Origin of the sequence: Polymorphobacter megasporae, from assembly GCF_018982885.2 — a bacterium.
In the GTDB taxonomy this organism is placed as follows: domain Bacteria; phylum Pseudomonadota; class Alphaproteobacteria; order Sphingomonadales; family Sphingomonadaceae; genus Polymorphobacter_B; species Polymorphobacter_B megasporae.
In genome coordinates this window covers 2,663,111-2,687,960 of sequence record NZ_CP081848.1, presented here as the reverse complement: position 1 = coordinate 2,687,960, position 24,850 = coordinate 2,663,111, and the positions used below count along the sequence as shown (strand labels likewise).

At 66.6% G+C, this 24,850-nt stretch carries 22 protein-coding genes; 17 read left to right on the top strand and 5 right to left on the bottom strand.

Annotated features, from left to right (window positions below; all coding sequences use genetic code 11):
• The first annotated feature begins 55 nt into the window (after nt 1-55).
• From KTC28_RS12510 to KTC28_RS12500, 3 genes are all read left to right on the top strand, one after another.
• A complete protein-coding gene (locus KTC28_RS12510) occupies nt 56-2,149 on the top strand; it encodes a prolyl oligopeptidase family serine peptidase (RefSeq protein ID WP_369426552.1) in 2,094 nt (697 codons plus the stop codon).
• A 32-nt stretch (nt 2,150-2,181) separates the two neighbouring features.
• On the top strand, nt 2,182-3,879 hold the full coding sequence (locus tag KTC28_RS12505; RefSeq protein WP_216707502.1) for a M20/M25/M40 family metallo-hydrolase: 1,698 nt from the start codon (nt 2,182-2,184) through the stop codon (nt 3,877-3,879).
• Nucleotides 3,880-3,946: 67 nt separating this feature from the next.
• Nucleotides 3,947-5,137, top strand: coding sequence for a PQQ-dependent sugar dehydrogenase (locus KTC28_RS12500; RefSeq protein WP_216707501.1), 1,191 nt, complete (start codon nt 3,947-3,949; stop codon nt 5,135-5,137).
• Here KTC28_RS12500 and KTC28_RS12495 read toward each other — a convergent pair.
• Complete coding sequence (locus KTC28_RS12495) at nt 5,121-6,836, bottom strand: hypothetical protein (RefSeq protein WP_216707500.1); 1,716 nt, start codon at nt 6,834-6,836, stop codon at nt 5,121-5,123. The genes KTC28_RS12500 and KTC28_RS12495 overlap by 17 nt on opposite strands.
• A gap of 112 nt (nt 6,837-6,948) precedes the next feature.
• Here KTC28_RS12495 and KTC28_RS12490 point away from each other — a divergent pair, with 112 nt between their 5' ends.
• The 4 genes from KTC28_RS12490 to modA all read left to right on the top strand — a co-directional run bounded on the left by KTC28_RS12490 (nt 6,949) and on the right by modA (nt 11,031).
• Nucleotides 6,949-7,731: an NUDIX hydrolase gene (locus KTC28_RS12490; RefSeq protein ID WP_216707499.1), complete on the top strand. Its 783-nt coding sequence runs from the start codon at nt 6,949-6,951 to the stop codon at nt 7,729-7,731.
• Nucleotides 7,732-7,763: 32 nt separating this feature from the next.
• Nucleotides 7,764-8,450, top strand: a complete 687-nt coding sequence (locus tag KTC28_RS12485; RefSeq protein WP_216707498.1) for an extensin-like domain-containing protein — start codon at nt 7,764-7,766, stop codon at nt 8,448-8,450.
• A 132-nt stretch (nt 8,451-8,582) separates the two neighbouring features.
• Complete coding sequence (locus tag KTC28_RS12480; protein ID WP_216707497.1) at nt 8,583-10,271, top strand: porin; 1,689 nt, start codon at nt 8,583-8,585, stop codon at nt 10,269-10,271.
• A 10-nt stretch (nt 10,272-10,281) separates the two neighbouring features.
• Nucleotides 10,282-11,031, top strand: a complete 750-nt coding sequence (gene modA / locus KTC28_RS12475) for a molybdate ABC transporter substrate-binding protein (protein WP_216707496.1) — start codon at nt 10,282-10,284, stop codon at nt 11,029-11,031.
• A 60-nt stretch (nt 11,032-11,091) separates the two neighbouring features.
• Here modA and KTC28_RS12470 read toward each other — a convergent pair whose 3' ends face one another.
• From KTC28_RS12470 to KTC28_RS12455, 4 genes are all read right to left on the bottom strand, one after another.
• Nucleotides 11,092-11,835: a YkgJ family cysteine cluster protein gene (locus KTC28_RS12470; protein ID WP_216707495.1), complete on the bottom strand. Its 744-nt coding sequence runs from the start codon at nt 11,833-11,835 to the stop codon at nt 11,092-11,094.
• Nucleotides 11,836-11,966: 131 nt separating this feature from the next.
• Complete coding sequence (locus KTC28_RS12465; protein ID WP_216707494.1) at nt 11,967-12,467, bottom strand: hypothetical protein; 501 nt, start codon at nt 12,465-12,467, stop codon at nt 11,967-11,969.
• Nucleotides 12,464-12,865 (bottom strand): glycoside hydrolase family protein, encoded by a 402-nt coding sequence (locus KTC28_RS23560; protein ID WP_369426590.1) that lies wholly within the window; start codon nt 12,863-12,865, stop codon nt 12,464-12,466. The genes KTC28_RS12465 and KTC28_RS23560 overlap by 4 nt, the downstream gene beginning before the upstream one ends.
• 124 nt (nt 12,866-12,989) lie before the next feature.
• Nucleotides 12,990-13,241: a hypothetical protein gene (locus tag KTC28_RS12455; RefSeq protein ID WP_216707493.1), complete on the bottom strand. Its 252-nt coding sequence runs from the start codon at nt 13,239-13,241 to the stop codon at nt 12,990-12,992.
• A 185-nt stretch (nt 13,242-13,426) separates the two neighbouring features.
• On the opposite strand from KTC28_RS12455, the gene uvrA reads away from it, so the two are divergent.
• The 10 genes from uvrA to KTC28_RS12405 all read left to right on the top strand — a co-directional run bounded on the left by uvrA (nt 13,427) and on the right by KTC28_RS12405 (nt 24,803).
• On the top strand, nt 13,427-16,300 hold the full coding sequence (uvrA, locus tag KTC28_RS12450; protein ID WP_216707492.1) for an excinuclease ABC subunit UvrA: 2,874 nt from the start codon (nt 13,427-13,429) through the stop codon (nt 16,298-16,300).
• A gap of 36 nt (nt 16,301-16,336) precedes the next feature.
• Nucleotides 16,337-17,698 carry a KAP family P-loop NTPase fold protein gene (locus KTC28_RS12445; protein WP_216707491.1) on the top strand — a complete coding sequence of 454 codons (1,362 nt, stop codon included), beginning with the start codon at nt 16,337-16,339 and terminating at the stop codon, nt 17,696-17,698.
• Nucleotides 17,699-17,870: 172 nt separating this feature from the next.
• Nucleotides 17,871-18,602 (top strand): eCIS core domain-containing protein, encoded by a 732-nt coding sequence (locus KTC28_RS12440; RefSeq protein ID WP_216707490.1) that lies wholly within the window; start codon nt 17,871-17,873, stop codon nt 18,600-18,602.
• Nucleotides 18,592-18,990, top strand: coding sequence for a hypothetical protein (locus KTC28_RS12435; RefSeq protein WP_216707489.1), 399 nt, complete (start codon nt 18,592-18,594; stop codon nt 18,988-18,990). The genes KTC28_RS12440 and KTC28_RS12435 overlap by 11 nt, the downstream gene beginning before the upstream one ends.
• Nucleotides 18,991-19,158: 168 nt before the next feature.
• A complete protein-coding gene (locus KTC28_RS12430; protein WP_255601985.1) occupies nt 19,159-19,824 on the top strand; it encodes an SOS response-associated peptidase family protein in 666 nt (221 codons plus the stop codon).
• Nucleotides 19,825-19,925: 101 nt separating this feature from the next.
• Nucleotides 19,926-20,150, top strand: a complete 225-nt coding sequence (locus KTC28_RS12425; RefSeq protein ID WP_216707487.1) for a hypothetical protein — start codon at nt 19,926-19,928, stop codon at nt 20,148-20,150.
• A gap of 385 nt (nt 20,151-20,535) precedes the next feature.
• Complete coding sequence (gene gatC / locus KTC28_RS12420) at nt 20,536-20,823, top strand: Asp-tRNA(Asn)/Glu-tRNA(Gln) amidotransferase subunit GatC (protein WP_216707486.1); 288 nt, start codon at nt 20,536-20,538, stop codon at nt 20,821-20,823.
• Nucleotides 20,820-22,298, top strand: coding sequence for an Asp-tRNA(Asn)/Glu-tRNA(Gln) amidotransferase subunit GatA (gatA, locus tag KTC28_RS12415; RefSeq protein WP_216707485.1), 1,479 nt, complete (start codon nt 20,820-20,822; stop codon nt 22,296-22,298). Before gatC ends, gatA begins: the two co-directional genes overlap by 4 nt.
• A 79-nt stretch (nt 22,299-22,377) precedes the next feature.
• Nucleotides 22,378-23,877 (top strand): hypothetical protein, encoded by a 1,500-nt coding sequence (locus tag KTC28_RS12410; protein ID WP_216707484.1) that lies wholly within the window; start codon nt 22,378-22,380, stop codon nt 23,875-23,877.
• Nucleotides 23,877-24,803 carry a glycosyltransferase family 2 protein gene (locus tag KTC28_RS12405; protein ID WP_216707483.1) on the top strand — a complete coding sequence of 309 codons (927 nt, stop codon included), beginning with the start codon at nt 23,877-23,879 and terminating at the stop codon, nt 24,801-24,803. The genes KTC28_RS12410 and KTC28_RS12405 overlap by 1 nt, the downstream gene beginning before the upstream one ends.
• The last annotated feature ends 47 nt before the right edge of the window (nt 24,804-24,850 follow it).

The window sequence follows — 24,850 nt, the reverse complement described above, 5'->3', positions numbered from 1 at the left end:
TTGTGCGGAACGCGCATCAAGCGTCATAAATCCGTGTGTCCTTTGAAGCGAGACCATGATGCGCCTGACGCTGACCGCCGTCCTCCTCTTTACCGCCGCCTTTCCCGCCCTGCCCCTCGCCGCCCAGACGCCGCTCGCGACCGCCGCGTCGCCGGTCTTCACGCCGCGCGACGTTTTTGGCCTCGAACAGGCGACCGACGTCCAGATCAGCCCCGACGGCAAGCACATCGCCTATGTCCGCTCGTCGGAGGACATCATGACCGACAAGGCGCGGCGGACGATCTGGCTCGTCGACGTCGCCACCGGTGCGCAGTCCCCGCTGCTCGACGGCGTCGCGAGCCGCCCGCGCTGGTCGCCCGACGGGACCAAGATCGCCTATGCCGCCGCCGACGCGGGGGGCAAGCCGCAGTTGTACGTCCACTGGATGAACAGCGGGACCAACGCGCGCATCACCGCCCTGCCCGACGCACCCGAGGACATGGCGTGGTCGCCCGACGGCAAGCGCATTGCCTTCACATTGTTCACCCCCGACGAGGGCGAGAAGATCGGCACCCCGCTCGCCAAGCCCGAGGGCGCGAAATGGGCCGACCCGCTCAACATCGTCACCAAGGTCAACTACCGCGCCGACGGCGAGGGTTATCTCAAGCCCGGCTTCACCCATGTCTTCGTCGTCGGCTCCGACGGCGGCGCGCCGCGCCAGCTGACCTTCGGCAAGTATGACGACGACGCCGGACTGAGCTGGACCCGCGACGGCGACGCGATCCTGTTCAGCTCGAACCACGGCAAGGACTGGGAGCGCGAGCCGCTCAACTCCGATATCTTCGCCGTCGCGGTCGAGCGCGGCACGATCACCCAGCTGACGACGCGCAACGGCCCCGACACCGCGCCGCAAGCATCGCCCGACGGCAAGCTCATCGCCTACACCGGCTTCGACGACCACCTGCGCGCATATGAGAACAGCCAGCTTAGCGTGATGAACCGCGACGGCAGCGGGTCGCGCGTCATCAGCGCCAGCCTCGACCGCTCGGTCCATTCGCCGCGCTGGTCGGCCGACGGGCGGAGCATCGTCGCGGCGTACGAAGACCACGGCGTCACCAAGGTCGCGCGCTTCGACCTCGACGGCAGGATGACCCCCGTCGCCGAGGGCCTCGCGGGCGGCGACCTCGACCGGCCGTACACCGGCGGGTCGTTCAGCGTCGCGAAGACCGGCGCGGTCGCCTTCACCGCCGGCACCCCCGCACATCCCGCCGACGTCGGGCTGGCGAGCGGCGGCAAGACCCGCCTGCTCACCCGGCTCAACGACGGGCTGTTCGCGGGCAAGACGCTCGGCGAGGTCAAGGCGCATCACGTCGCCTCGTCGGCCGACGGCATGATGATCGACTATTGGATGGTTACCCCGCCGAACTACGACCCGGCGTTCAAGATGCCGTTGATCCTCGAAATCCACGGCGGGCCCTACGCGGCGTATTCGCCGGTGTGGTCGACCGAGGACCAACTCTATGCCGCCGCCGGTTACGTCGTCGTCTATGCCAACCCGCGCGGGTCGACGAGCCAGGGCGCGGCCTTCGCCAACACCATCTGGAAGGACTATCCGAGCCACGACTATGACGACCTCATGAGCGTCGTCGACGATGCGATCGCCCACGGCCCGGTCGATCCGAACAACCTGTTTGTCACCGGCGGATCGGGCGGCGGGCTGCTCACCGCATGGGTCGTCGGCAAGACCAACCGCTTCAAGGCCGCGGTTAGCCAGAAGCCCGTCATCAACTGGGCAAGCGAGGGGCTGACGACCGACGGCTATGCCGAAATGCTCAAATACTGGTTCGGCGCACAGCCGTGGGAGAACCCCGACCTGCTGTGGAAACACTCGCCGCTCAGCCTCGTCGGCAACGTCACCACCCCGACCCTGCTGATGGTCGGCGAGGAAGACCACCGCACCCCCGGCAGCGAGGCCGAGCAGTTCTACGACGCCCTCCAGATCCGCAAGATCCCGACCGCGCTGGTGCGGGTGCCGGGGGCGAGCCACCACGGGCTGGCGGAACGGCCCTCGCAGTTGGCGGCGGAGAACGGGGTGATCCTCGCATGGTTCGGGCGGTATCGGACGGGCACGCCGGTCAACGCGACGATGCCGGCCAGCTCAAGCAAGTAGCTGTCGTAATGATAAAGTCCGGGGGGAAATACATGCGCGACTATTGGGCGTTGTTCTTGGCTGTGATCGGCGCGGCGTTGTTCGCAGTGCTGGCGACAACGCCGCCGGGGCCGCGCGGCGTCGATACGCCGGCCGCCGACTTCTCCGCCGAGCGCGCGATGAGCGACGTGCAGGAAATCGGGCGCGCGCCGCATCCGAGCGGGAGTGCCGACAACGCCCGCGTCAGGGCGTGGCTGATCGAGCGGCTGCGCGGGCTCGGCCTGTCGGTGCGAACGACGGTCAACCCGATGAGCGCCAAGGGCGCGAAGGGCCTCGCCAAGTGGAGCGGCGACGCAACAGTACGGCCGGTTGTCAACATCGTCGCCACCCTGCCCGGCCGCGACCGGACCGCACCGGCGCTGGTCCTGATGGCGCATTACGACAGCGTCTGGGGATCGCCGGGTGCCGCCGACGACGGCGCCGGGGTCGCATCGATCATCGAGATCGTCCGCGCGCTCAAGGCGGGGCCGCCACCGCGGCGCGACGTCATCGTCCTCCTCACCGACGGCGAGGAGCTCGGCCTCGAAGGCGCCCGCGCGTTCTTCCGGACCGATCCCGAGCGCGCACGACCCGGCGTCATCGTCAATTTCGAGACGCGCGGCGGCGGCGGACGCGCCGCGATGTTCGAGACCGGGCACGACAATGGCGGGATGATGCGGCTGTTCGCGAGCACGGTTGGCCACCCGTCGGCGACATCGCTGAGCGTGCTGATCTACGAGTTGCTGCCCAACGATACCGATTATACGCCGGCGAAGGCGCTCGGCATCCCGGGATTCAACTTCGCCTTCATCGGGCGGTCGGGTTTTTACCACTCGCCGCTGGCGACGCCGGCCAATCTCGATCGCGGCGCGCTGCAGGACATGGGGGCGCAGGGTCTCGACATCGCCCGCGCGCTGGCGACGGTCCCGGCGCTGCCGCATAATGCGCCAAGCCTCGTCTTCTTCGACGCGTTCAGCTCTTTCCTGATGATTTATCCCGCGGCTGTCGGATGGGCGATCCTCGGGGTCGCCGCGCTCATCCTCACCGCCGCCGCCCTGCGCGGTAAGGCGAGGCCGCGCGACCTCGGGCGCGGTGTCGCGGCGCTGGTGGTGTTGATCGTCGTCGCCGGAGGCGCGCTTTACCTCGTCAACCTCGTCTCGGGGGCGGACGGCAAGGTCAATTACTACGACCGGCTCGCGGCGATCCCGCGGCTGCAGCTTCAGGCGTTGTTGCTATGCACGGCGGCGCTGTCGGCGGTCGCGGCGCTGTTTCGCCGGTCGCCCGACGGCATCGGGACATGGCTGGGCGTGACGATCCCGCTGCTGATTGCCGGCGTCGCGGTCCAGATTATCGCGCCGACCGCTGCGTTCATCATTGCCTGGCCGGTCCTGCTCGCCGGGATCGCCGCGGCGACGGCCGCATTCGCGCCGCGCTTCGGCACCGCCGCAACGGTCGCCGCGGCTGCCGTCGGCGTCGGGTACCTCGTCGGCTTCGGCTTCTTCCTGATGCAGGGGATCGGGCCGACGATGCCGGTCGCGGCGGCGATCCCGCTGGCGGCGTCGGCGATCCTGCTGTGGCCGTTGCTCCCGTCGGGGCGACAGGTGAACTGGGTTGTCGCGGCTGCCCTGCTTGTTGCGGCGATCGCTATCGCCTTATCGGTGCGGCTCGATCCAATCGCGGCGAGCGTCGCCACCTACAGCCTGCATCACTAGGTTCGGATAGCATCGCCCGGCGGCGCGTTCGGACCGCTGCACACCCCCATCGCGTCGAAGGACTCCCATGCGTATCGCCCTCCTTGCCGTCCTCCTCGCCACCCCCGCGCTCGCCGCCCCCGTCGCGACCGATCCGCCGAACAATCCGACGTATAAGCCCGCGTTCGCCGGGCAGCATCGCGCCGAGGAGGTCCACACCAAGACGCCGCTGACCGTTACCGAGGTCGCGACCGGCCTCCACTCTCCGTGGGCGATCGCATTCATGCCCGACGGGCGGATGCTGGTGACCGAGAAGAACCCCGCGGCGCTGCGGATCGTGACGCAGGCGGGCAAGATCTCCATGGCCGTCGCGGGCATCCCCAAGGTCAACGCCAACGGCCAGAGCGGGCTGCTCGGCCTCGCGCTCAGCCCGAAGTTCGCGACCGACCATGTCGTCTACTGGACGTATTCGGAGCCGCGCGCGGGCGGCGGCAACGGCCTCGCGCTCGCCCGCGCGACATTGGTCGACGGCCCGACCCCGCGCCTCGACGGGGTGACGGTGATCTTCCGCGTCGAGCCCGCGCTCGAGTCCAACCTGCACAATGGCGGGCGGCTGGTGTTCGCCGCCGACGGCACCTTGTTCCTCGGCCTCGGCGAGCGCTCGATCCTGCCGGGGCGCGTCCAGGCGCAGGACCTCGGCAGCGACCTCGGCAAGATCGTCCACCTCAACCCCGACGGCACCCCGGCAAAAGACAATCCGTTCATCGGCAAGGCAGGTGCCCGCCCCGAGATCTGGAGTGACGGCCACCGCAACATCCTCGGCATCGCCTTCGATGCGCGCGGCAAATTATGGGAAGTCGAGATGGGCCCGCGCGGCGGCGACGAGTTGAACCTCGTCACACGCGGCAAGGATTACGGCTGGCCGACGATCGGCTACGGCGAAGAATATTCGGGCAAGCCGGTCGGCAAGGGCATCACCGCCGCGCCCGGGATGGAACAGCCGGTGTATTACTGGGACCCGATCGTCGCCCCGGCAAGCCTGATGATCCATTCGGGCAGGATGTTCCCCGAATGGCGCGGCGACTTCTTCATCGGCGGCCTCGCCAGTACCGCGCTCGTCCGGCTGGTCGTCAAGAACGACCGCGTCGTCGGCGAGGAGCGACTGCTCACCGATCGCGCCGAACGGATCCGCGATGCGGTCGAAGGCCCCGACGGTGCAATCTGGATCGTCACGGACGACGACAACGGGAAATTGCTTCGGGTCAGCGCGAAGCGGTAACGCGCCACGTCCGGAACGGCCCGCTCCCGACGGATGTGAGCCAAGGCGGCACGCGCCCAGCGATCAACGCTGCAAGCAGCCCGCGTGGAGCGTCGGCGGCGAGGATGCGGGTCTCGCCGTCGGCGGGGCAATAGCCGATGTAATCGATGCCGGGCGGCGGCTCGGCCGACGGCGGCGCGCGCAGGATCGTGTAAGCGAGCATGTTGCCATGGACATCGCGGTGGATCGGCGTCGCGACGACGCTGTGCGGGGTCAGCGCGAGCAGGCTGCCGCCCATGTCGATCGGCGCGAGCACGACGCCGCGCGGGAGTACCGCGAGCGGGGCCAGCGCCGAAGGGGTGTTGCACGGCAGCCCGCGATCGACGGCCGGCGCCGATGCCCGCGCGCTCAGCACGATCGACGGCAGGTGCCCGATTATCAGCAGGCCGACGATGAACGGCATCAGTGATCCCCCGGCTGCGCGGCGGTGCCACAGCGCCGCGAGCGCCGCGCCCGCCTGCGGGACCGCGACCGCAGTCGCCAGCCCGAGCGCGCGCATCTCCCAGCAGCCGAGGCCGAGCGCGGTGACCGCGAGGAGCGCAACCAGCAGCTTTCGCCCGCCGCGCCGCGCCAGGATCACTGCCGCGACCGCCGCCACCGCGACGAACCACACGCGTCCGAGCGCCGCCATCGGCGACGTCGCGGCATCGGCGAACACCGAGCGCATCTCGACGATATGCCCCATCCACAGCCGCGCGAGCAGCGGCCCGACCATTGCGTACGGCGCTAAAATCAGTTCGGGGAAAAGCTTGAGGACCAATCCGGCGAGGATGACGCCGAGCGCCGCCACCGCGACCAGCCGCGCATCGCGCCCGAGCCACAATTGCGGTAGCACCGCCAGCGCGACCCCGCCGACGACCGCGATGGCGACGTGCCCGCGCCCGATCGCATCGCCCTTCGCGAGCGACCAATCGGCGATCGGCACCGTCGCGGCGAACAGTGCGGGCACGGCGACCGCAAGCGCGATGCCATAACCGCGCGCCGTCGACGCCGCATTCTGGTCGTCGCCGTGCCACGCCCAGTCGAGCGCGACATAGCCCGCGATCACCGCGAGATACGGCGCAGTCTCCAGCCCGACGGTCAGCGACACCGCGCTCGCCACCGCCGCCCAAGCCCCGCCGCGCGCGCCGGGCCATCGAACCAATACGGCAACCGCGGCGAGGACGAGGACGATCTGCAGCCCGTGATGATCGATCCGGCCTGGAACGAATTGGACCAGCATCGGCGTCGCCAGCGCACCGAGCCCGAGCGCAGCCAGCCCCGCAAGCCGCCCGCCAAGCCCAGTCGCGATCGCCGATTGGAGGAGCAGCGCCGGAACCAGCAGCAGCAGCGGCACGACGACGAGCGCGAGTCGCTCGGCGATCTCCGGCACGAACGGGCGCAGCGCGACGATCGCGGCGGCGAGCGGCAGGTCGGCAAGCCGCGACCAGTGCGTGTAAAGCCCATGCGGCGGGTCGACGCGATGCTGGCGGATGTCCCACCACGACTGTCCGCCGAGCCAGTCGCGCACCTCCGCCAACCGCATGAAATTGTCGCTGTCGCCGAGTTCGAGCGCCCACGCCGATGGACCGATCTGGATCAGCAGCAGGCTGACCGCCACGGCGATCAGCACCGCCCCCGCGAGCGCGACGACGGGAACGCGGGAGACCCGGGAACGCAAATACGCAACACTCGACACCCCCACCCTTTGGCAGTGAAACGTTGAAAAATCATGAGGCGTGACCGCGCTTCGCCGCCTTGGCCGCGCTGCGGCAATCCGCCTATGATCGGGTATGACCGACGCCGACACCCCGATCCCCGCCGCAACCGTCGTCCTCCTCCGCAACCGCGACGGGACGTGCGAGCTCCTGCTCCTCGAACGCCACGGCAGCACCGCGTTCGCCGGCGGCGCGATGGTCTTTCCCGGCGGTCGGGTCGATCCCGGCGACCGCGCGGTGTTCGCCGACCCCGCACTCGCCACCGGCTGCGAAGGCCTCGATCCGGTCGATGCGGCGGCGCGAGTCGCGGCGGCGCGCGAGACCTTCGAGGAGGCCGATGTCCTGCTGAGCACCGGTCCGGCGATCGATCCGGCGGTGCGGCGCGATTGGCGGGCGCGGCTCAATGCGTCGACCGCGACCTACGCCGACTTCCTCGCCGCGACCGGCCACGCACTCGACGCCGCCACGCTCGTCCCGTTCGCGCGCTGGGTGCCGCCCGCTGCCGCAAAAATCTCGCGCCGCTTCGACACGCATTTCTATCTCGCGGTGCTGCCCGCCGGCGAGGTCGTCGCCCCCGATGGGCATGAGGCGGTGACCGCGCACTGGACGACCGCCGCCGCCGCCGTTTCGCGCGCCGACGCCGGCGAGATCGGGCTCGTCTTCCCGACGCGGCGCAACCTCGAACGCCTCGCGCAATACGCCGGCCTCGACGCTTTGCTGGCGGCGACCCGCGCCCGCCCGGTCGTCCTCACCCAGCCCGCGATCGTCGAGCGCGACGGGGCGATGTGGCTGACGATCCCCGAGGGGTGCGACTATCCGGTCACCGAGGAACGCCTCGACACCGCGCGTCGCGAGTAGCGCCCAACCGAGCACCGGCGCGTTGAGCGGCGATGCTCGCCGCCGTCCGCCTCGCCACAGTCCTCGTCCTCGCCGGTTTCGCGCTGTTCATCGCGTTCGACCACGCGCGCCGCTACCCGCAAGACCTGCCGTGGACCCCGCTCGACCTGACCGCGCCGATCGGCTGGGCGACCGGCGGCAAGCTGCTCGCCCTTGGCAAACATCCCGGACAATGCCGCGCCCTCCTGAGCGCCGCCGGAATTTCCGCGACGCCGCTCCCCGACTTCGACGCCGGACCCGGCTGCCGCGTCACCGATGCGGTGCGCGTCGCGAATGTCGGCCTGCCGCTCGATCACAGCCTCGTGATGACGTGCCCGCTGGCGGCGGCGATGACGGTTTGGACCCGCCACGTCGTCATTCGCTCGGTGCGCGAGCGCGGCCTGACCGCGACCGGTCTCGCCGACCTCGGCAGCCTCAATTGCCGCCGGATCGCAGGAACCGCCCGTCTCAGCGAACACGCGCACGCCAACGCCGTCGACATCGCCGCGATCCGCATCGGCCGCGACCACCCGCTCAGCGTTGCCCGCGACTTCGGCAGCGAGGGGCCGCGTGGCGCAACGCTTGCCGCACTTCACGCCGGAGCCTGCCGCCTGTTCGGCACCGTCCTTGGCCCGAACTACAACCGCGCGCACCGAGATCATTTCCACCTCGACATGGCGGCGTGGAACGCGTGCCGCTGAGCGCGTCGCGGTATTGCACAAGCCGATCACAGCCAACCCGCTGGCAGGGCTTGATGTTCGCTGTATACGGTGGAATACGTCGCGGCGGCCGGCCACCGGGGCAAGGGTGCCGGCGCGATCAAGGGGTTTACTATGTCATCATCGGGTCGTTCACGCTGGCTGGCTGCGACGATGTTATCGGCTGGACTGGTCGCCAGCGCGGGCGTCGCGAAGCCGGTCCACAAGGCCGCCGACGCGCGCGATAAGCGGATCGAGGCGCTCGAGGCGCAGGTCGACCGGCTGACCAAGATCGTCACCGATATGCGCGATCACCCTGCAACGGTCGCAGCAACGACGCCGTTGCCGGCGCCCCCCGCCGCCGGCCAGGTCTCCGCCACCGCGCCGGCCCAGCTTGCGAGCAGCGTCCCGACCAACGGCGGCGATGCCTCGCCCCGCGCGACGAGCCCCGACCAGGTCCGCCCGGTGACGACATCGGTCCCGGGACCGAGCGCGGGCGGCGTCACGCTCCTCGCGGGCAAGCCGTCGCTGCAAAGCCCGGACGGACGTTTCGTCGCCAACCTCCACAGCGTCATGCAGTTCGACGCGGCCAGCTATTCGCAAGCCGCCGCCGGGCCGATCGCCACCGACCTGCGCCGCGCGGGCGCAGTCGCCGACACCGCCCGCGCGCGCAACCTCGCCAGCGGCACCAACTTCCGCCGCGCGCGGATCGGCATCGACGGCAAGGTGTTCGGCGACTTCGACTATAACGTGTTGTTCGAATTCGGCGGCGCGGGGGTCGAGGACGCCGGGCACATCCAGGAACTCTGGCTCCAATATACCGGGCTCAAGCCGTTCCGCTTCCGCGTCGGTGCCTTCCCGCCGTCGTACGGGCTGGAGGATCAGGGGTCGACGAACGGCAGCCTGTTCCTCGAACGCCCGGCGATCAGCGATATCACCCGCAGCGTTGCGGGCGGCGACTATCGCGAAGCCGGGCAGCTCGCTGCGTCGGGGTCGCGCTGGTTCGCCAACGTCGCCTTGACCACCCGCGTCGTTGGGGTCGCCAACGCAGCGGCGCTCGGCAGCGCGCCGTCCTTCAACCAGAGCTTCGGCGGCATCGCGCGCGTCGCGGTCCTGCCGTTGGTCGGCGACGACTATCTGCTCCATCTCGGCGCGCATGGCAGCCGCGTCTTCAAGGTCGCCGACAACGGCGGCCCCGACGTCGCGATCACCGGCCGCTACCCGGTCCAGTTCCGCGAGCGTCCCGAACTTCGCGTCGACGGCACTAGGCTGATCGACACCGGCACGATCAACGCCAGCCACGTCAACACGATCGGGGCCGAGGTCGCGGCGCAGAAGGGTCCGGTAATGGTTCAGGGCGAGGTCGAGCGGATCACCGTCGAGCGGCTCGCAAGCACCTTGTCCAACCCGCACTTCACCGGCTTCTACGTCGAGGGCGGCTGGGTCCTCACGGGTGAGCGCCGCAAGTACAACCCCGGCACCTTCGCCTTCGACGCGCCGACGGTCGACCACCCGTTCGACTTCAAGCAGGGCACCTATGGCGCATTCGAACTCGCCGGACGCTACTCGGTCACCGATCTGAACTACGATCAGGGCAAGGCCGGGGTTGCGGCTCCGCTCGACGGGATCCGTGGCGGCAAGCAGAAGATCATCGCCGCCGGGCTAAACTGGTACCTCAACCCGGTGATCCGCTTTATGTTCGACTATCAGCATGTCGAGATCGACCGCCTCTCGCCGAACGCCACGACCTACCTGACCCCGGTCGGTGCGCAGATCGGGCAGAAGTACAACGTCATCTCGCTGCGTTCGCAGCTCGCTTTCTAGGAGCCGACCGATGCTCAATCTTGCCCGTATTGTCTTCGCGGCGCTGACGACGATCGTCGTCGCCGCCCCGCTCAGCGCCGCCGAGACCCAGGTCGCCGTCGCCGCCAATTTTACCGAGCCCGCAAAGGAAATCGCCGCCGCCTACCTCAAGGCAACCGGCAACACCGCCGTCCTCAGCTTCGGCTCGTCCGGGGCGTTTTACACGCAGATGGCGCACGGCGCGCCGTTCGAGGTGTTCCTGTCCGCCGACGCCGACCGTCCGAAAAAGGCCGAGCAGGACGGCCTCGCTGTTCCCGGCAGCCGCTTCACCTACGCGATCGGCCGCCTCGTGCTGTACTCGACCATCCCCGGTCTGGTCGACGCGCAGGGTGCGGTACTGAAAGGCGGCAAGTTTACTCACATCTCGATCGCCGATCCGACCGCCGCGCCTTATGGCACCGCCGCCATGCAGACGATGACGAAGCTCAACGTCCTCGCCACGCTGACGCCGAAGATCGTCAAGGGCAGCTCGATCACCCAGGCGTACCAGTTCGTCGCGACCGGGGCAGCCGAACTCGGCTTCGTCGCACAGAGTCAGGTCATCACCGTCGCCGGCGGCTCGCGCTGGCTCGTGCCGATGACGCTCCACAAGCCGATCGACCAACAGGCGGTGCTGCTGTGGACCGGGGCCAAGAACCCCGCCGCCGCCGCCTTCGTCAAATTCCTCAAGGGGCCCGAGGCGGTCGCGATCATCAAGCGCTACGGGTACGAAGTCCACTGAAGCGGGCGGCCGATTAGGCCGAACACCCGCTTCAGCGAGCCGCTTCCCGCAGCGTGAGGCTTACGTCTTGCTCAGCTGCGCAAAGACATGCTGGATCAGCTCGGGCCCGGTCCGCACCGGGGCCGGCGCGGGGTGGGTTGCGACCCAGTCGAGACTGTCGATCAGCAACACCCGGCGCACCCCCTCGAGATCGCAATCGGCGTTCGCCATCGCGGTCGAGATCGATCCCGGCAGCTCGACGCGGGCGATCGTCTCGGGCGTCGGCGACCGGCAATTCTCGGCCGGGCTCGTCACCAGATATTCGCGGCACGCGGTCGGCCGGTCGGGATGGATCGAACACGACTCGTCGACGAGAAACGGGCAGGCGACATACGCCGCCATATAGGCGGCGACGCGCACGCGCATCTCGGGCAGGTCGGCACCGAAAATGCGGTCTCCGCGCACCGGCACGTTCGCCGCCGCAAAGGCCGCCTGCCCCGCGGCGAAGCGGTTGCGGACAATGGCCTGCTCAGGCACCGGCATTGCCGCGACGAGCGCCGCGAGCGACCGCGCCTCCGCCGGGGCGAGCGGGACCGGCTGGCGGCAGCACGCACCACAACCGGCGCGGCACGACACCGTCCGACCCGCGGCGACCACACGCGCGGTCGCGCGCTCGACGATCGCCCCCGTCGCGGCATTGGCCAGCGGCAGCAGATCGATCATCGCCGTCGGCCCGACCGGAACGGTGACGGTCATCGTCATCGTCTCCTCCTCGAGCCGCAGGACGACTTCACCGGTGATCGTCGGGACAGGAGCGGTGGCCATGACGTCAGCTTAATCCAGCGGCGCTTTGCCGCAAGTGCCTCAGTCTTGCCAATGGTGTGCCCGAGAGCGAATCGCGATCAGAAAATGGCACAGACAAACTGGCCACGAAAACCGGCTTGGTAGCCCGGCAACTAACGAACGACCGGCGTCATCTTCACGCCACCAGCCATCGCCGCAGTAATTCCGAGCCGGGCGTAAAGTCGTTCTCTCTGGGGGCCGTCATGCGGCACACCCGGATCGACAAAGCGGCCCCGCGTGTCGAGCAGTCGAAACCACTCTTTTTCGCCGCCACAATCATGTTCTGCACCGGGTTCCACTGAGCAGGCATACGCTAGCAGTGCGTAATGCGTCTGATGATGACCAGTCAGGCAGGCCCAGGACGAAACGTAGCGCGCGAGCACACGATGTCCTCGAATCACCACGCTGGGACCGCGTTCGAGCTGCCCATGATCCTGCTTGACCCCCGCGCGCCGGATAAGTGTCTGAAAGGCAGGAGCTAATGGCGCCGCCTCGCCTGGCGACGCGCCGCTTGCCATTCGATATTCGACCGCGCCGCAGTGTAGTGTCTCGATTTGCGTGACTGGTGAGGCATTGCCTGCTGACGCGAGCGCGAGCGCAACGGCGTAGATCATTTCACTTTGCCTCCGTAGCCCACGAACGCCGACTTACCGTCATTGAACGACATGCGCGTCTGCTTCGCACCCGGGAGCGATGTCCACTCATTACGAAGCAGCGCAAATGACGCGGCGAGATCACCGCTACACACGGCAGCCAGCGCGCCCCGTGTCTTTAGTTTTTCGAGTGCAAGGCGATCCTGCGATTTAGGCGTAAAGTCCGGCACGATCCCTTGCTTGTTTGCTTCAGCCCACGCCGAATAGAGGATCTGATAAGCGCCCGCCGCTGTCGAAGTATGTCCCCACTTGAAGACCGCAGTGTTCGGATGTGTAGTGTATCCTGCAAAGCGACCACCGCCGTATAGCGTGTCGTAAAAATCGTCACTCTTGTCGGGGTAATGTTCGGCAAACCGAATTGACTTCAGGAACGCCTGGATATTTGGGCTGCCGATATCACAGTCTGCTACGAACTGCTCCTACATCTTCCGCGAAGCGTGATCGCACCCCCACGTCGTCGATAGTGCGGCGCGATACCCTGCCCTACCCCCCGTTATACCCGCTCGACGGCGCAGGATCGCTCCCCTTGCCCGGCTGGGTGTTCGACGGCGGGTCGCTCGACGGGAAAGTCTCGTCGAGTTCGATATCGAGCTTGGCGTCAGGGTCGGACGGGTTGCGCTTCAGCGCCGGCTTATGTTCGGCGTCGTGCGCCTCGCGGTGCTCGGGCTGAACGGGGGTGTTCGGGTCGGCGAGCGGGCGGCCGGAGTCTGTGGCGGTATCGCTGGTGTCGGTCATCATATTCGCTCCCAAAGGGCTGCCGCTTCTACGCGCCACGGGGCAAACCCGTTCCGGTCGCTTGCCGCGCGCGCCTCGCCTCCCTATTTTTCGAAAGCCGCTCCAGTCGTTTCAGCCTGGCGCTTTTCGAACAAATATGGAACAGATAGCGCCATGTCGATCTATACTCTGCGAGCGTTTGCGCAATGCTGACCCACATCAGCGTCCGCGGCGCGCGCGAGCATAACCTCAAGGACGTCGACATCGACCTCCCACGCGACAGCCTCGTGGTCATCACCGGCCTGTCGGGGTCGGGCAAGTCGTCCCTCGCCTTCGACACGATCTACGCCGAGGGCCAGCGGCGCTACGTCGAGTCGCTGTCGGCGTACGCGCGCCAGTTCCTCGAGCTGATGCAGAAACCCGACGTCGACCATATCGAGGGGCTCAGCCCGGCGATCAGCATCGAGCAGAAGACGACGAGCAAGAACCCGCGCTCGACCGTCGCCACCGTCACCGAGATCTACGACTACATGCGCCTGTTATGGGCGCGGATCGGCGTGCCTTATTCACCGGCGACCGGCCTGCCGATCACCGCGCAGACCGTCAGCCAGATGGTCGACCGCGTCCTTGCGCTCCCCGAGGGGACGCGGCTGCTACTGCTCGCGCCGATCGTTCGCGGGCGCAAGGGCGAGTACAGGAAGGAGCTCGGGCAGCTCCAGAAGGACGGCTACCAGCGCGTCAAGATCGACGGCACGCTGTACGAAATCGCCGACGCCCCCGCGCTCGACAAGAAGTACAAGCATGACATCGACGTCGTCGTCGACCGCATCGTCGTCCGCCCCGACATCGCCTCGCGGCTGGCCGAAAGCTTCGAGGCGGCGTTGAAGCTCGCCGACGGGCTGGCGATCGCCGAATACGCCGACGCCCCGCTCACCCCCGACGGCGAGCATGTCGCCGCGCCGGAACCCGAGCGCATCGTCTTCAGCGAGAAATTCGCCTGCCCCGTCAGCGGCTTCACCATCGCCGAAATCGAACCCCGGCTGTTCAGCTTCAACGCTCCGCAAGGCGCGTGCCCGGCGTGCGACGGCCTCGGCGAGAAGCTGTACTTCGACCCCGCGCTGATCGTGCCGAACGAGGCGCTGACAATTGCCGGAGGCGCGGTGATGCCGTGGGCGAAGTCGAACCCGCCCTCCCCGTATTACCAGCAGGTTCTCGCCAGCGTCGGCCGCGCCTATGGCTTCACCCTCAAGTCGAAATGGAGCGACCTCACCCCCGAGGCGAAGGCCGCCGTCCTCACCGGCACCGGGTCTAAGGCGATCGCGCTACGCTTCGAGGACGGGCGCAAAACCTATGAGGTCAACAAGGCGTTCGAGGGCGTCGTCGCCAACCTCGACAAGCGCTTCCGCGCCACCGAAAGCGCGTGGATGCGCGAGGAACTGTCGCGCTACCAGTCGTCGGCCCCGTGCGAGGTCTGCCACGGCGCGCGCCTCCGCCCCGAGGCGCTGAGCGTCAAGATCGACGGCGAGACGATCGCCGACGCGGTCCGCCGCCCGGTGTCGCAGGCGTATCCATGGGCGAAGAACCTCACCGCCAAGCTCAATCCAAAGGACCGCCAGATCGCCGAGCGGATCATGAAGGAGATCGTCGAGCGCCTCGGCTTCCTCGACAACGTCGGGCTCGATTACCTCGCGCTCGACCGCAAGTCGGGCACCTTGAGCGGCGGCGAGAGCCAGCGCATCCGCCTCGCGTCGCAGATCGGCAGCGGCCTGTCGGGGGTCCTCTACGTCCTCGACGAGCCGTCGATCGGCCTTCACCAGCGCGACAACGACCGGCTGCTGATCACGCTCAAGCGCCTCCGCGATCTCGGCAACACCGTCCTGGTGGTCGAGCATGACGAGGACGCGATCCGCACCGCCGATTACGTCGTCGACATGGGCCCCGGCGCGGGAGTCCACGGCGGCCATGTCGTCGCCAAGGGCACGCTCCAGGACATCCTCGACACGCCGGGCAGCGTCACCGGCGACTATCTCAGCGGGCGGCGCAGCGTCCCCGTCCCCGCCAAGCGCCGCAAGGGCAGCGGCAAGAAGCTCACCGTCAAGGGCGCGCGGTCGCACAACCTCCACAACGTCACCGCGTCGATCCCGCTCGGCACCTTCACCTGTGTCACCGGGGTCAGCGGCAGCGGCAAGTCGACCTTCACCATCGACACGCTGTTCGCCGCCGCCGCGCGCGAACTGAACGGCGCGCGCATCCTCGCCGGCGCCCACGACAGCGTCGAGGGGCTGCAGTATCTCGACAAGGTCATCGACATCGACCAGTCGCCGATCGGCCGCACCCCGCGCTCGAACCCCGCGACCTACACCGGCGCCTTCACCAACATCCGCGACTGGTTCGCCGGCCTCCCCGAGTCACTCGCGCGCGGCTACAAGCCCGGGCGGTTCAGCTTCAACGTCAAGGGCGGGCGGTGCGAGGCGTGCACCGGCGACGGGCTGATCAAGATCGAGATGCACTTCCTCCCCGACGTCTACGTCACCTGCGACGTCTGCCACGGCCAGCGCTACAACCGCGAGACGCTAGAGGTGAAGTTCAAGGGCAAGTCGATCGCCGACGTCCTCGACATGACGGTCGAGGACGGGGTCGAGTTCTTCAAGGCGGTCCCGCCGATCCGCGACAAGCTCGCGATGCTGTTGGAGGTCGGCCTCGGCTACGTCCAGATCGGCCAGCAGGCGACCACGCTCAGCGGCGGTGAGGCCCAGCGCGTCAAGCTCGCCAAGGAACTCGCGCGGCGGGCCACCGGCCAGACGCTCTACATCCTCGACGAACCCACCACCGGCCTCCACTTCGAAGACGTCCGCAAACTCCTCGAAGTCCTCCACGCCCTCGTCGACCAGGGCAACACCGTCGTCGTCATCGAACACAACCTCGAAGTCATCAAGACCGCCGACTGGGTCATCGACCTCGGACCGGATGGGGGGGACAAGGGCGGGGAGATCGTTGCGGTGGGGACGCCGGAGCAGGTGGCGAAGGTCGAGCGGAGTTTCACGGGGGGGTATTTGCGGGGGTTATTGCCTGCCCAGTGATCACAGGATTGACCAATACAACTTGCGGGGGACGGAATGCGGCTAAATTATTCATTGCCTGAGGCTGAGATCGAAAAGGCTTTTATCGATGGATCTGATACCCTAGGGCAACGAGACTTGGCCCTTCGGTTGACGTCGTTGTTTAAGAACCTTGAGCACGGCACCGTATCAATCTTTGATGGAAAGTGGGGCAGCGGCAAAACGACCTTCGTCAAATCGTGGTTAGCATTGCTACGATCGAGAGGTTTTCCAACAATTTACTTTGATGCTTTTGGTTATGACTATATTGCCAGTCCTTATGATGCAGTAGCATCGACTTTTATTAGAGCTAGCAAAGAGGCTGGAAAGACCGGTGATCCTATCTATGCGAACTTTCTTTCGCGTGCAGCGAAAGTAGGTAAAGCGGTAGCAGGCGCAGGTGTAAAAATTGGCGTGAAGGTTGCAACTCTTGGCATAATCAGCGCCGCCGAAATTGAACATCTTTCCGACATGAAGGATGATATCGCAGAAGCGTTGGGAGATGCTTCTGACGATGCGGTAGCATCCGCACTTGAGAAGCACGCAGAAAATGAAAATAGTTTTAAAGCGTTTCGTGAGGCGCTTACTTCCCTGCCCAAGCTTTTATCCGAACCGCGACCAGACGGCACTGCTTTACCACTGATAGTCGTAATCGATGAACTCGATCGATGTCGGCCTGATTTTGCGCTTGGCGTAATTGAAACCTTAAAGCACTTTTTCCGTTCTGATTCAATTCACTTTATATTAGTTACAAATAAAAGTCACTTAGCACTATCTGTTGCACATCGTTACGGAGTTAGTAGCGCGTCAGAAGAGTATTTAGAGAAGTTTTTTGACTTTGTCATAAGTTATGGCCTTAGCTATAGCAAATATGATGCTGACGCGATTAGATCATTTATCGGTCATCTTCGTGCAAAACTTCTTGGCACAAATCCATATGGGCATGACATTGAGACTTATATTCGCGAGATTTCAATCGCATTCCGTCTCTCGCTGCGACAAATCGAGTCCTTATTTTCGTCAGTGGTGCTGGCTAATGCCGCCTCGAATGACCGAGAATTTAGGCCGACAGTCCTAATAGCATTTCTCTGTGCGCTTAAGATTTTGAAGCCAAGTCTATATTTGAAGGCAAGAGACGGAACACTTAGCTATCTCGATATCAACGAGTTCTTTAATCAAGGTTTGTGGGATTCCAATTTTAACTATTCTTACGTTCTTGAGTCATTTAAATTCTTTTTAGATCCCAGTATCGACACTAGTGATCCAAAGTGGAGAGGTCTGCAGCAAGGATATAGTCAATTTAACCTAGAGCCGCTAAATACTATAAGGTATCTTTGCAGATCAGTTTTAGACCGCTTTGGCGATCCGTCTGCTCTTTAGACGTTTGCAAACATCAGGTAGTACCGGGCTGTATAATGGACCACGCGGCAAGCACTCCTGACAAACTTTCTGTTCATACCGCCGGTTCATAACGTTCAAGGAACGTCAGCCCGTTTAGATCATTATTATCTTTCGACGTGCTATACGAGCGCGCCAATGATGGGGGACCGAGATGGGTTATCCGGGGTTTGACGATCCCATCGCAGCGATCCGAGCGACCATCGCGCGCGAGCAGCACAAACTGTTTGATCGGGTCGTTGCTGGCATCGGCAGTGCGGCCGGCGCAGCAGCGGGGACTGCGCGGCGGAACTTGTTCCAGCGTGCAGACGACGTCTGCGAGCTTCTTGCTGCGGTGCCGCACCGCGCGGCAAACGGGATTGCAAACCTCGACCGCGGCTGGAGCGCCCGCCGGCTGACCGCTGGCGAGACGGCACGCGTGGCTGAAGCTTATAGCGGCCGCGTCGATCCAAGCGCGGTGCGGATCGTCGATGGTGCCGGGCTTTCGGCGATTGCCGCCGTCGCCTTCCTTCACGGCAATCCAGCGATCACGGTCGGCAATACTATTTATATCAAGCACGAGTATTATAGCGCAGACCTTACAAAGACGGTCGGCGACGTCAATATGCTGGTCCACGAGTTTATGCACGTGATCCAGTACAAGGAGCTGGGCTTCGCTCGCTTCGGCAAGCGTTATCTTGCCGAGATGCGCGCCAACGGCAACGATCCCGACCGGCTCTACGATTACAAGCATCGCAAGCTCGATTTCGAACACGAGACGCTTGAAGGACAGGCGGCTATCGCGGGGGATTATGCCGGCGGCCGGGCTTCACCGCTTGCCGCCGACCAGCGCAATGCCGCTGCATTGCGTCCTCGTCTGCGAGGGACTGGCATCTATGGCAATTAATCGTTTCGGCCGCTTTCTTGCACTTGCCGTGACCATGGGTCTAGCGGCGTGCGAGGAAGGCGTCGCCGTCGACGTCGTCAATTCGGGTGGAACAGTTCAGGTCGCGGTGACACCCCGCTCATCATCAGCGAAGCCGTGCGTCGAACGCCTCGTGGTCTATCGTGACGGCAATGAGGCGACCGCAATTTGGCAAGTTACGCGAATCCGTGACGACGTTTGCGTTCGCAACTTCACGATCGGCGTCGTCCCCGCCGGGTTCGAAGCCGGGGTCCGCTTTGCTCCTCCGGTCCACGGGGTGACGTATCGGGTCGATGCTTCGGGCACGGGATTTCGAGGCCGGGCCGACTTTGCCGTTGGCGAACGTGACGGGACAATCGGGCACGGTTGAGCGGGACGCGTCGCGGCAAAGCCGCGCCGTCGGACGCGGCTGGTGGCCGCGCCGGCCGGGCGCAGCTTGAGCTTCGCTTTTGCAAGGGCAAAAGCGTAAGCCGCTTGCGCCATGTGCAACGAAGCCGCCCGTCTCCGCTCCCTCGGTGAAATCGTCGAGGCGTTCAGCATGCTCAAGATCCCCCTCAGCTTTCCCGAGGGGCTGCCGAATCTGCCCGCGACTGACAGCATCCGCATCACCGACCCCGCCGCAATCGTCCGGCTCCGCGACAGCGCGCACCAGCTCGTCCAGCGGCGGTGGAGCTGGGTGGCGGGCCCGGCGGGCGGCGCGGGTGACAGAAAGGGCGGCGGTAGCAGCGCGGGGGGCAAGGCGGGGGCCGGCAAGGGGGGCGGCAGGCCGGTGTATAATTACCGCTCCGAGGGGCGGCGGTTCGGCAATGCGGCGGATGGATCGCACGGGCGCTGCCTGATCCCGCTCGACGGCTTCTACGAATTCACCGACCCCGCCCCCGGAGCCAAGCGCAAGACGAAGTGGCTGTTCACGATGCGCGACGGGGCGGAGGAGCGGGGGTTGTTCTGCGTCGCGGGGCTGTGGCGGGCGGTTGGCGAGAGCGTTGGCGGCGGGGGCGTCGGTGACGGGGCTCCGCCCGCCGCGACCGAGGCGTGGACGATGCTGACGTGCGAGCCCGGCCCCGACATCGCGCCATATCATTCGCGCCAGATCGTGTTGATGCCGCGCGATCGCTGGGCCGACTGGCTCGGCGGCGTGGTTCCCGCCGCCGACCTCATCGCGCCGACTCCCGCGGGGACGCTGACGGTTGCGCAGGTCGGCTAGGCTCGGCAAATCCGGGAGCGCGGCGGCCCCCTAGAAACCGCTGTCCTACACCCCCGCGTTCGTGAGACGTTCTCCTGTTGAACAACGCAGGAGACGACGCGATGACCCGCCCGATACCGCCCCTTCCCCGCCCGACCTTCGTCCAGGGCCCCGCCGCCTATCCCTTCCCGCGCGATGGCTGGGGGGAGAGCGACGCCTGGAGCGAGTGGCAGGCGCGGCTCGACGCGACGGCGCACGAGCGGCAGATGGACCCGGCGGTCGAGGCGACGCTGCTCGCCAACGACGCGATCTTCCGCCGCCGGGTCGCGGAGCAGCGCGGGCGGTGACGGGGCGGGGCTGGTGTGCGGGTGAAAAAGCCGGTCGTTGTGTGGACATGTGTAACCTTCAGGGCGCGAAGGGCGCGAAAAGCTGGTCGTTCCGTGGACTTGTGTAACCTTCGGGCGGACGGCGGCTTGCGGCGGCAACGCGAAAAAGCCGGTCGTTATGTGGACTTGTGTAACCTTCGAGCGGTCGCGGCGAGCGCGAAAAGCCGGTCGTTGTGTGGACTTGTGTAACCTTTGGCGGGCGGATGACGCGTAGAGGACCGCGAAAAGCTGGTCGTTGTGTGGACTAGTGTAACCTTTGACCCCGGTCTTCGCCCGCCTCCCCGCCCCCCGGCTTGAGCGGGCGGGACCCCCATGCTACCCGCCCTCGCTCAACCCGAGGGGTCATATGTCCGTCGACGCCGCCACCGTCATCCGCATCGCCAAGCTGGCGCGGATCAAGCTCGCCCCCGGCGAGGCCGAGCCGCTCGTCGGGGAGCTCAACGGCATCCTCACGTGGATCGAACAGCTCGCCGAAGTCGACACCAGCGGCGTCGCGCCGATGACCGCGGTGATCCCCAACACCCTGCGCTGGCGCGCCGACGCGGTCACCGACGGCGGGGTCCGCGACAAGGTGCTGGCGAACGCCCCGGCGAGCGAGATCGGCTTCTTCGCGGTCCCGAAGGTGATCGAATGAGCAATGAACTCAATGGCTTGACCATCGCCGCGATGCGCGACGGGCTGCGGGCGAAGACCTTCTCCGCGGTCGAGCTGGCCGAAGTCCACATCGCCGCGGTCGAGGCGGCGCGGGTGCTCAACGCCTTCATCGTCGAGACCCCGGACCATGCCCGGGCGGCGGCGGTGGCGGCGGATGCGGCGCTGGCCGACGGCGCGGCGCGGCCGCTGGCGGGCATCCCGCTCGGGATCAAGGACCTGTTCGCCACCGCGGGGGTCCAGACGACGGCGGGGTCGAAGATCCTCGAGGGGTTCGTGCCCCCATACGAGTCGACCGTGACCGCCAAGCTGTTCGGCGACGGCGCGGGGATGCTCGGCAAGCTCAACATGGACCAGTTCGCGATGGGTTCGTCGAACGAAACCAGTGCCTTCGGCGGAGTGATCTCGCCGTGGCGGGCAGCGGGATCGAACCAGCCACTGGTCCCCGGCGGGAGCTCGGGCGGGTCGGCGGCGGCGGTGTCGGCGATGCTGTGCGCCGGGGCGACCGGCACCGACACCGGCGGCTCGATCCGCCAGCCGGCGGCGTTCGTCGGCATCTCGGGGATCAAGCCGACCTATGGCCGCTGCTCGCGCTGGGGGGTGGTGGCGTTCGCCTCGTCGCTCGACCAGGCCGGACCGATGGCCCGGGACGTGAGGGACTGCGCGATCCTCCTCCAGAGCATGTCGGGGTATGACGCCAAGGACGCGACCTCGCTGGACATCGCGGTGCCCGACTTCGAGGCGGCGCTGACCGGGGATATGCGCGGGAAACGGGTCGGGGTGCCGAAGGAGTACCGGCTCGACGGGATGGATGCGCGGGTCGCGGCGGTGTGGGACGAGGGGCTGCGCTGGCTGCGCGACGCCGGGGCCGAGACCGTCGAGGTGTCGCTGCCGCATACCAAGTACGCCCTCCCCGCTTATTATATCATCGCCCCGGCAGAGGCATCGTCGAACCTCGCCCGCTACGACGGGGTCCGCTACGGCCTGCGGGTCGCCCCCGACGGCGGGAGCCTCGATGCGATGTACGAGGCGACGCGCGCGGCGGGCTTCGGACCCGAGGTCAAGCGCCGGATCATGATCGGGACGTACGTCCTGTCGGCGGGCTATTACGACGCGTACTACCTCCAGGCGCAGAAGGTCAGGGCGTTGATCGCGCAGGACTTTGCCCGGGCATGGGAGCATTGCGACGTGCTGCTGACCCCGACCGCGCCGTCGGCGGCGTTCTCGCCCGGGGACAAGGCCGACCCGCTCGAGATGTACCTCAACGACGTCTTCACCGTGCCGTCTTCGCTGGCAGGGCTACCTGCAATGTCGGTCCCGGCGGGGCTGTCGGCGGGGGGGTTGCCGCTTGGGCTGCAGATCATCGGGCGGCCGCTCGACGAGGCGGGAGTGCTCAACGCGAGCTATGCTCTCGAACGCGCGGCAGGCTTCGTTGCACGGCCTGAACGCTGGTGGTAGACGCCGAGGGAGCGCGTGCTGCAGTGCAGCGCTGAGCGCGTTGAGTACGAATTCCGACGCAACGCGATGGAGGCTGGGGATGGCGACACACAGCGAGGTCGGCCGCCCGGTTGCACGTCTGGGAGCCATGTGGTCGATCGTGATCGCGTTCGTCGTCGCGCTCCTGTTCCTCGGGGTTGCGGCGGCCAACCGCCTGCCGATCCTGTTCCCCGATACGATTGGATATAACCGTGCCGGCGAGGCGATCATCGGCGTATTCGACAAGACTGCAGCCAGACCGAGCATGTCCGCCGATCACGCGACCGCCGCCGGCGGACCCTTGGCGATGGACACAAACGACGGCGTGTCGGAGGCGCGGTCACCATATTTCGGCCTCGCCCTCGCCGTCTTCGACCGGATCGGCGGGCCGTGGCTGGCGGCGGCAGCGCAGGCGCTCGTCGCTGCGGTGGCATTGATCCTGGCGCTGGAACGGTTGCAGGTCCAACGGCCGCTCGCCACGATCGGGGGTGTCGTGATGGCGGTCGGCGGACTTGCCTTCTACGCCTGCGTGCTGCTGCCCGATGTCTTTCTCGGCCCGGTCGTCCTCGCCCTCGCCTTCCTCCTGACCAGGCAGCAGATGCACCGGAGAGAGCGCCTATTCTGGGCCTTGGCGCTGATAGCGGGCATGCTGTTCCATCGCAGCTTTCTGGCGATGGCGATCGTGATCGTGATCGGCTCGATCGTCTTCTATCGCCAGTCATGGTTCGACCGTCGCGGCTGGCTAACCGCCGTGGTACTATGCCTGATCGCCGTGATCGGACACGGCAGCGTCGCTCCCGTCGTCGAGCACGTCTTCGACCGGCCGATGGCGTCGCAGCCCTTCCTCCTCGCCCGGATGGCAGAGGGCGACGTTCTGCCCGCCTATCTCAACAGAACCTGCCCCACGACACCCTACTTCTTCTGCAAGTATCGTGCCCGGCTGCCGATGGACCACGACAAGTTCCTCTGGGATGCAGGCCCCGGCGGACTGTTCAATACCATGAGCTTATCCGACAAGCTGTTGCTCACACGCGAGGCGGGCAGCATCGTCGCCGGCGCCGTCAAGTCCGACCCGGTGGGCGCTGCCATCGAAGCTGCGAGGCTTTCGGTGCGGTGCTTCTTCTTCGCCGGGATGAACGACTTTTCGCAACGCATCATGCCGAACGCTCGGATCGATCCGTCGCTGGTCTCGACGATGGCCGCATACCCCGACAGCGGGATCAGGACCGGTTCCTTCCCGCTTGTGGCGGTGAGCCAACTGACCCAGCTGATCTATGACGCCGCGCTGCTGGTTCTCGTCGTCGCGGGGGCTGTCGTCGTGCAACCCGGCTGGTTCGGCCGTCACCGTATCGCCGCACTCGACCGGCGGCTCGTGGCGGCGATCGGGGTCATCATCGCGGGGTTGCTCGTCAACGCGATCGTCTGCGGCACGCTGTCGGGCGTTCGCGACCGCTATCAGGGCCGCATCGCCTGGCTTGCGTCACTCGCCGCGGTGGCGACGTTGAGCCATGCCGCGATGGTCACCCGGCGACGGACAACTTCAACGGGGTTCGCATTGTGATGACCGCCGGCCGCATCGCCGTATTACTGCCGTGCTACAACGAGGAGGCGGCGATCGCCCGGACGGTCGAGGGCTTTCGTGCCGCGCTGCCCGAGGCGACGATCTACGTCTACGACAATAATTCAAGCGATCGGACGATGGCGGTCGCCGCTGCCGCCGGGGCCGTCGTCCGCTCCGAGCGGCGCCAGGGCAAGGGCGCGGTCGTCCGGCGGATGTTCGCCGACATCGACGCCGACGTCTATGTCATGGCCGATGGCGACGCGACCTACGAGGCCGGGGCCGCGCCGCGTCTCGTCGACCTGCTCGTCCGCGACCAGCTCGACATGGTTGTCGGCACCCGCGTCACCGAGATCGCCGCCGCCTACCGCGCCGGCCACCAGTTCGGCAACAAGCTGCTGACCGGGCTGCTGACGCGGATGTTCGGCCAGTCGTTCAGCGACATCCTCACCGGCTACCGCGTCTTCTCGCGACGCTTCGTCAAGAGCTTCCCGGTCTTGTCGGCGGGCTTCGAGATCGAGACCGAGATCAGCATCCACGCCCTCGAACTCGCCATGCCGTGCGCCGAGCTGCCGACCGCTTATTACGACCGGCCCGAAGGGTCGACCTCGAAGCTGTCGACCTATGCCGACGGCTGGCGCATCCTGTGGACGATGGTCGCGCTCTATCGCTCGGAGCGGCCGGTGACCTTCTTCGGGGCGATCGCCATCGTCCTGCTGCTCGTCGCCGCGCTGCTCGCCGTCCCGCTGGCGATCACCTACATGCATACTGGGTTGGTGCCGCGCTTTCCGACCGCCGTGCTCATCACCGGGCTGACGATCGTCGCCGTCCTGTGTGCCTTCAGCGGGCTGATTCTCGATACCGTGACCAAGGGCCGCCGCGAGATCAAGCGGCTGATGTACCTTCAACACCCCGCTCCCGGCGAATAGGCCGCCGACCAGGGGTCGACCGCCGCCCGCCGGTCTTGCTACAAGGC

Bases quoted from the DNA above. Each gene is read 5' to 3' on its own strand.
- KTC28_RS12445 (WP_216707491.1), top strand. From the start codon at position 16,337: ATGCGGCTAAATTATTCATTGCCTGAGGCTGAGATCGAAAAGGCTTTT.
- KTC28_RS12505 (WP_216707502.1), top strand. From the start codon at position 2,182: ATGCGCGACTATTGGGCGTTGTTCTTGGCTGTGATCGGCGCGGCGTTG.
- modA (WP_216707496.1), top strand. From the start codon at position 10,282: ATGCTCAATCTTGCCCGTATTGTCTTCGCGGCGCTGACGACGATCGTC.
- KTC28_RS12410 (WP_216707484.1), top strand. From the start codon at position 22,378: ATGGCGACACACAGCGAGGTCGGCCGCCCGGTTGCACGTCTGGGAGCC.
- gatC (WP_216707486.1), top strand. From the start codon at position 20,536: ATGTCCGTCGACGCCGCCACCGTCATCCGCATCGCCAAGCTGGCGCGG.
- KTC28_RS12430 (WP_255601985.1), top strand. From the start codon at position 19,159: ATGCTCAAGATCCCCCTCAGCTTTCCCGAGGGGCTGCCGAATCTGCCC.
- KTC28_RS12500 (WP_216707501.1), top strand. From the start codon at position 3,947: ATGCGTATCGCCCTCCTTGCCGTCCTCCTCGCCACCCCCGCGCTCGCC.
- KTC28_RS12425 (WP_216707487.1), top strand. From the start codon at position 19,926: ATGACCCGCCCGATACCGCCCCTTCCCCGCCCGACCTTCGTCCAGGGC.
- KTC28_RS12440 (WP_216707490.1), top strand. From the start codon at position 17,871: ATGGGTTATCCGGGGTTTGACGATCCCATCGCAGCGATCCGAGCGACC.
- uvrA (WP_216707492.1), top strand. From the start codon at position 13,427: ATGCTGACCCACATCAGCGTCCGCGGCGCGCGCGAGCATAACCTCAAG.
- KTC28_RS12465 (WP_216707494.1), bottom strand. From the start codon at position 12,467: ATGATCTACGCCGTTGCGCTCGCGCTCGCGTCAGCAGGCAATGCCTCA.
- KTC28_RS12470 (WP_216707495.1), bottom strand. From the start codon at position 11,835: ATGGCCACCGCTCCTGTCCCGACGATCACCGGTGAAGTCGTCCTGCGG.
- KTC28_RS12490 (WP_216707499.1), top strand. From the start codon at position 6,949: ATGACCGACGCCGACACCCCGATCCCCGCCGCAACCGTCGTCCTCCTC.
- KTC28_RS12510 (WP_369426552.1), top strand. From the start codon at position 56: ATGATGCGCCTGACGCTGACCGCCGTCCTCCTCTTTACCGCCGCCTTT.
- KTC28_RS12405 (WP_216707483.1), top strand. From the start codon at position 23,877: ATGACCGCCGGCCGCATCGCCGTATTACTGCCGTGCTACAACGAGGAG.
- KTC28_RS12455 (WP_216707493.1), bottom strand. From the start codon at position 13,241: ATGACCGACACCAGCGATACCGCCACAGACTCCGGCCGCCCGCTCGCC.
- KTC28_RS12485 (WP_216707498.1), top strand. From the start codon at position 7,764: ATGCTCGCCGCCGTCCGCCTCGCCACAGTCCTCGTCCTCGCCGGTTTC.
- KTC28_RS12435 (WP_216707489.1), top strand. From the start codon at position 18,592: ATGGCAATTAATCGTTTCGGCCGCTTTCTTGCACTTGCCGTGACCATG.
- gatA (WP_216707485.1), top strand. From the start codon at position 20,820: ATGAGCAATGAACTCAATGGCTTGACCATCGCCGCGATGCGCGACGGG.
- KTC28_RS12480 (WP_216707497.1), top strand. From the start codon at position 8,583: ATGTCATCATCGGGTCGTTCACGCTGGCTGGCTGCGACGATGTTATCG.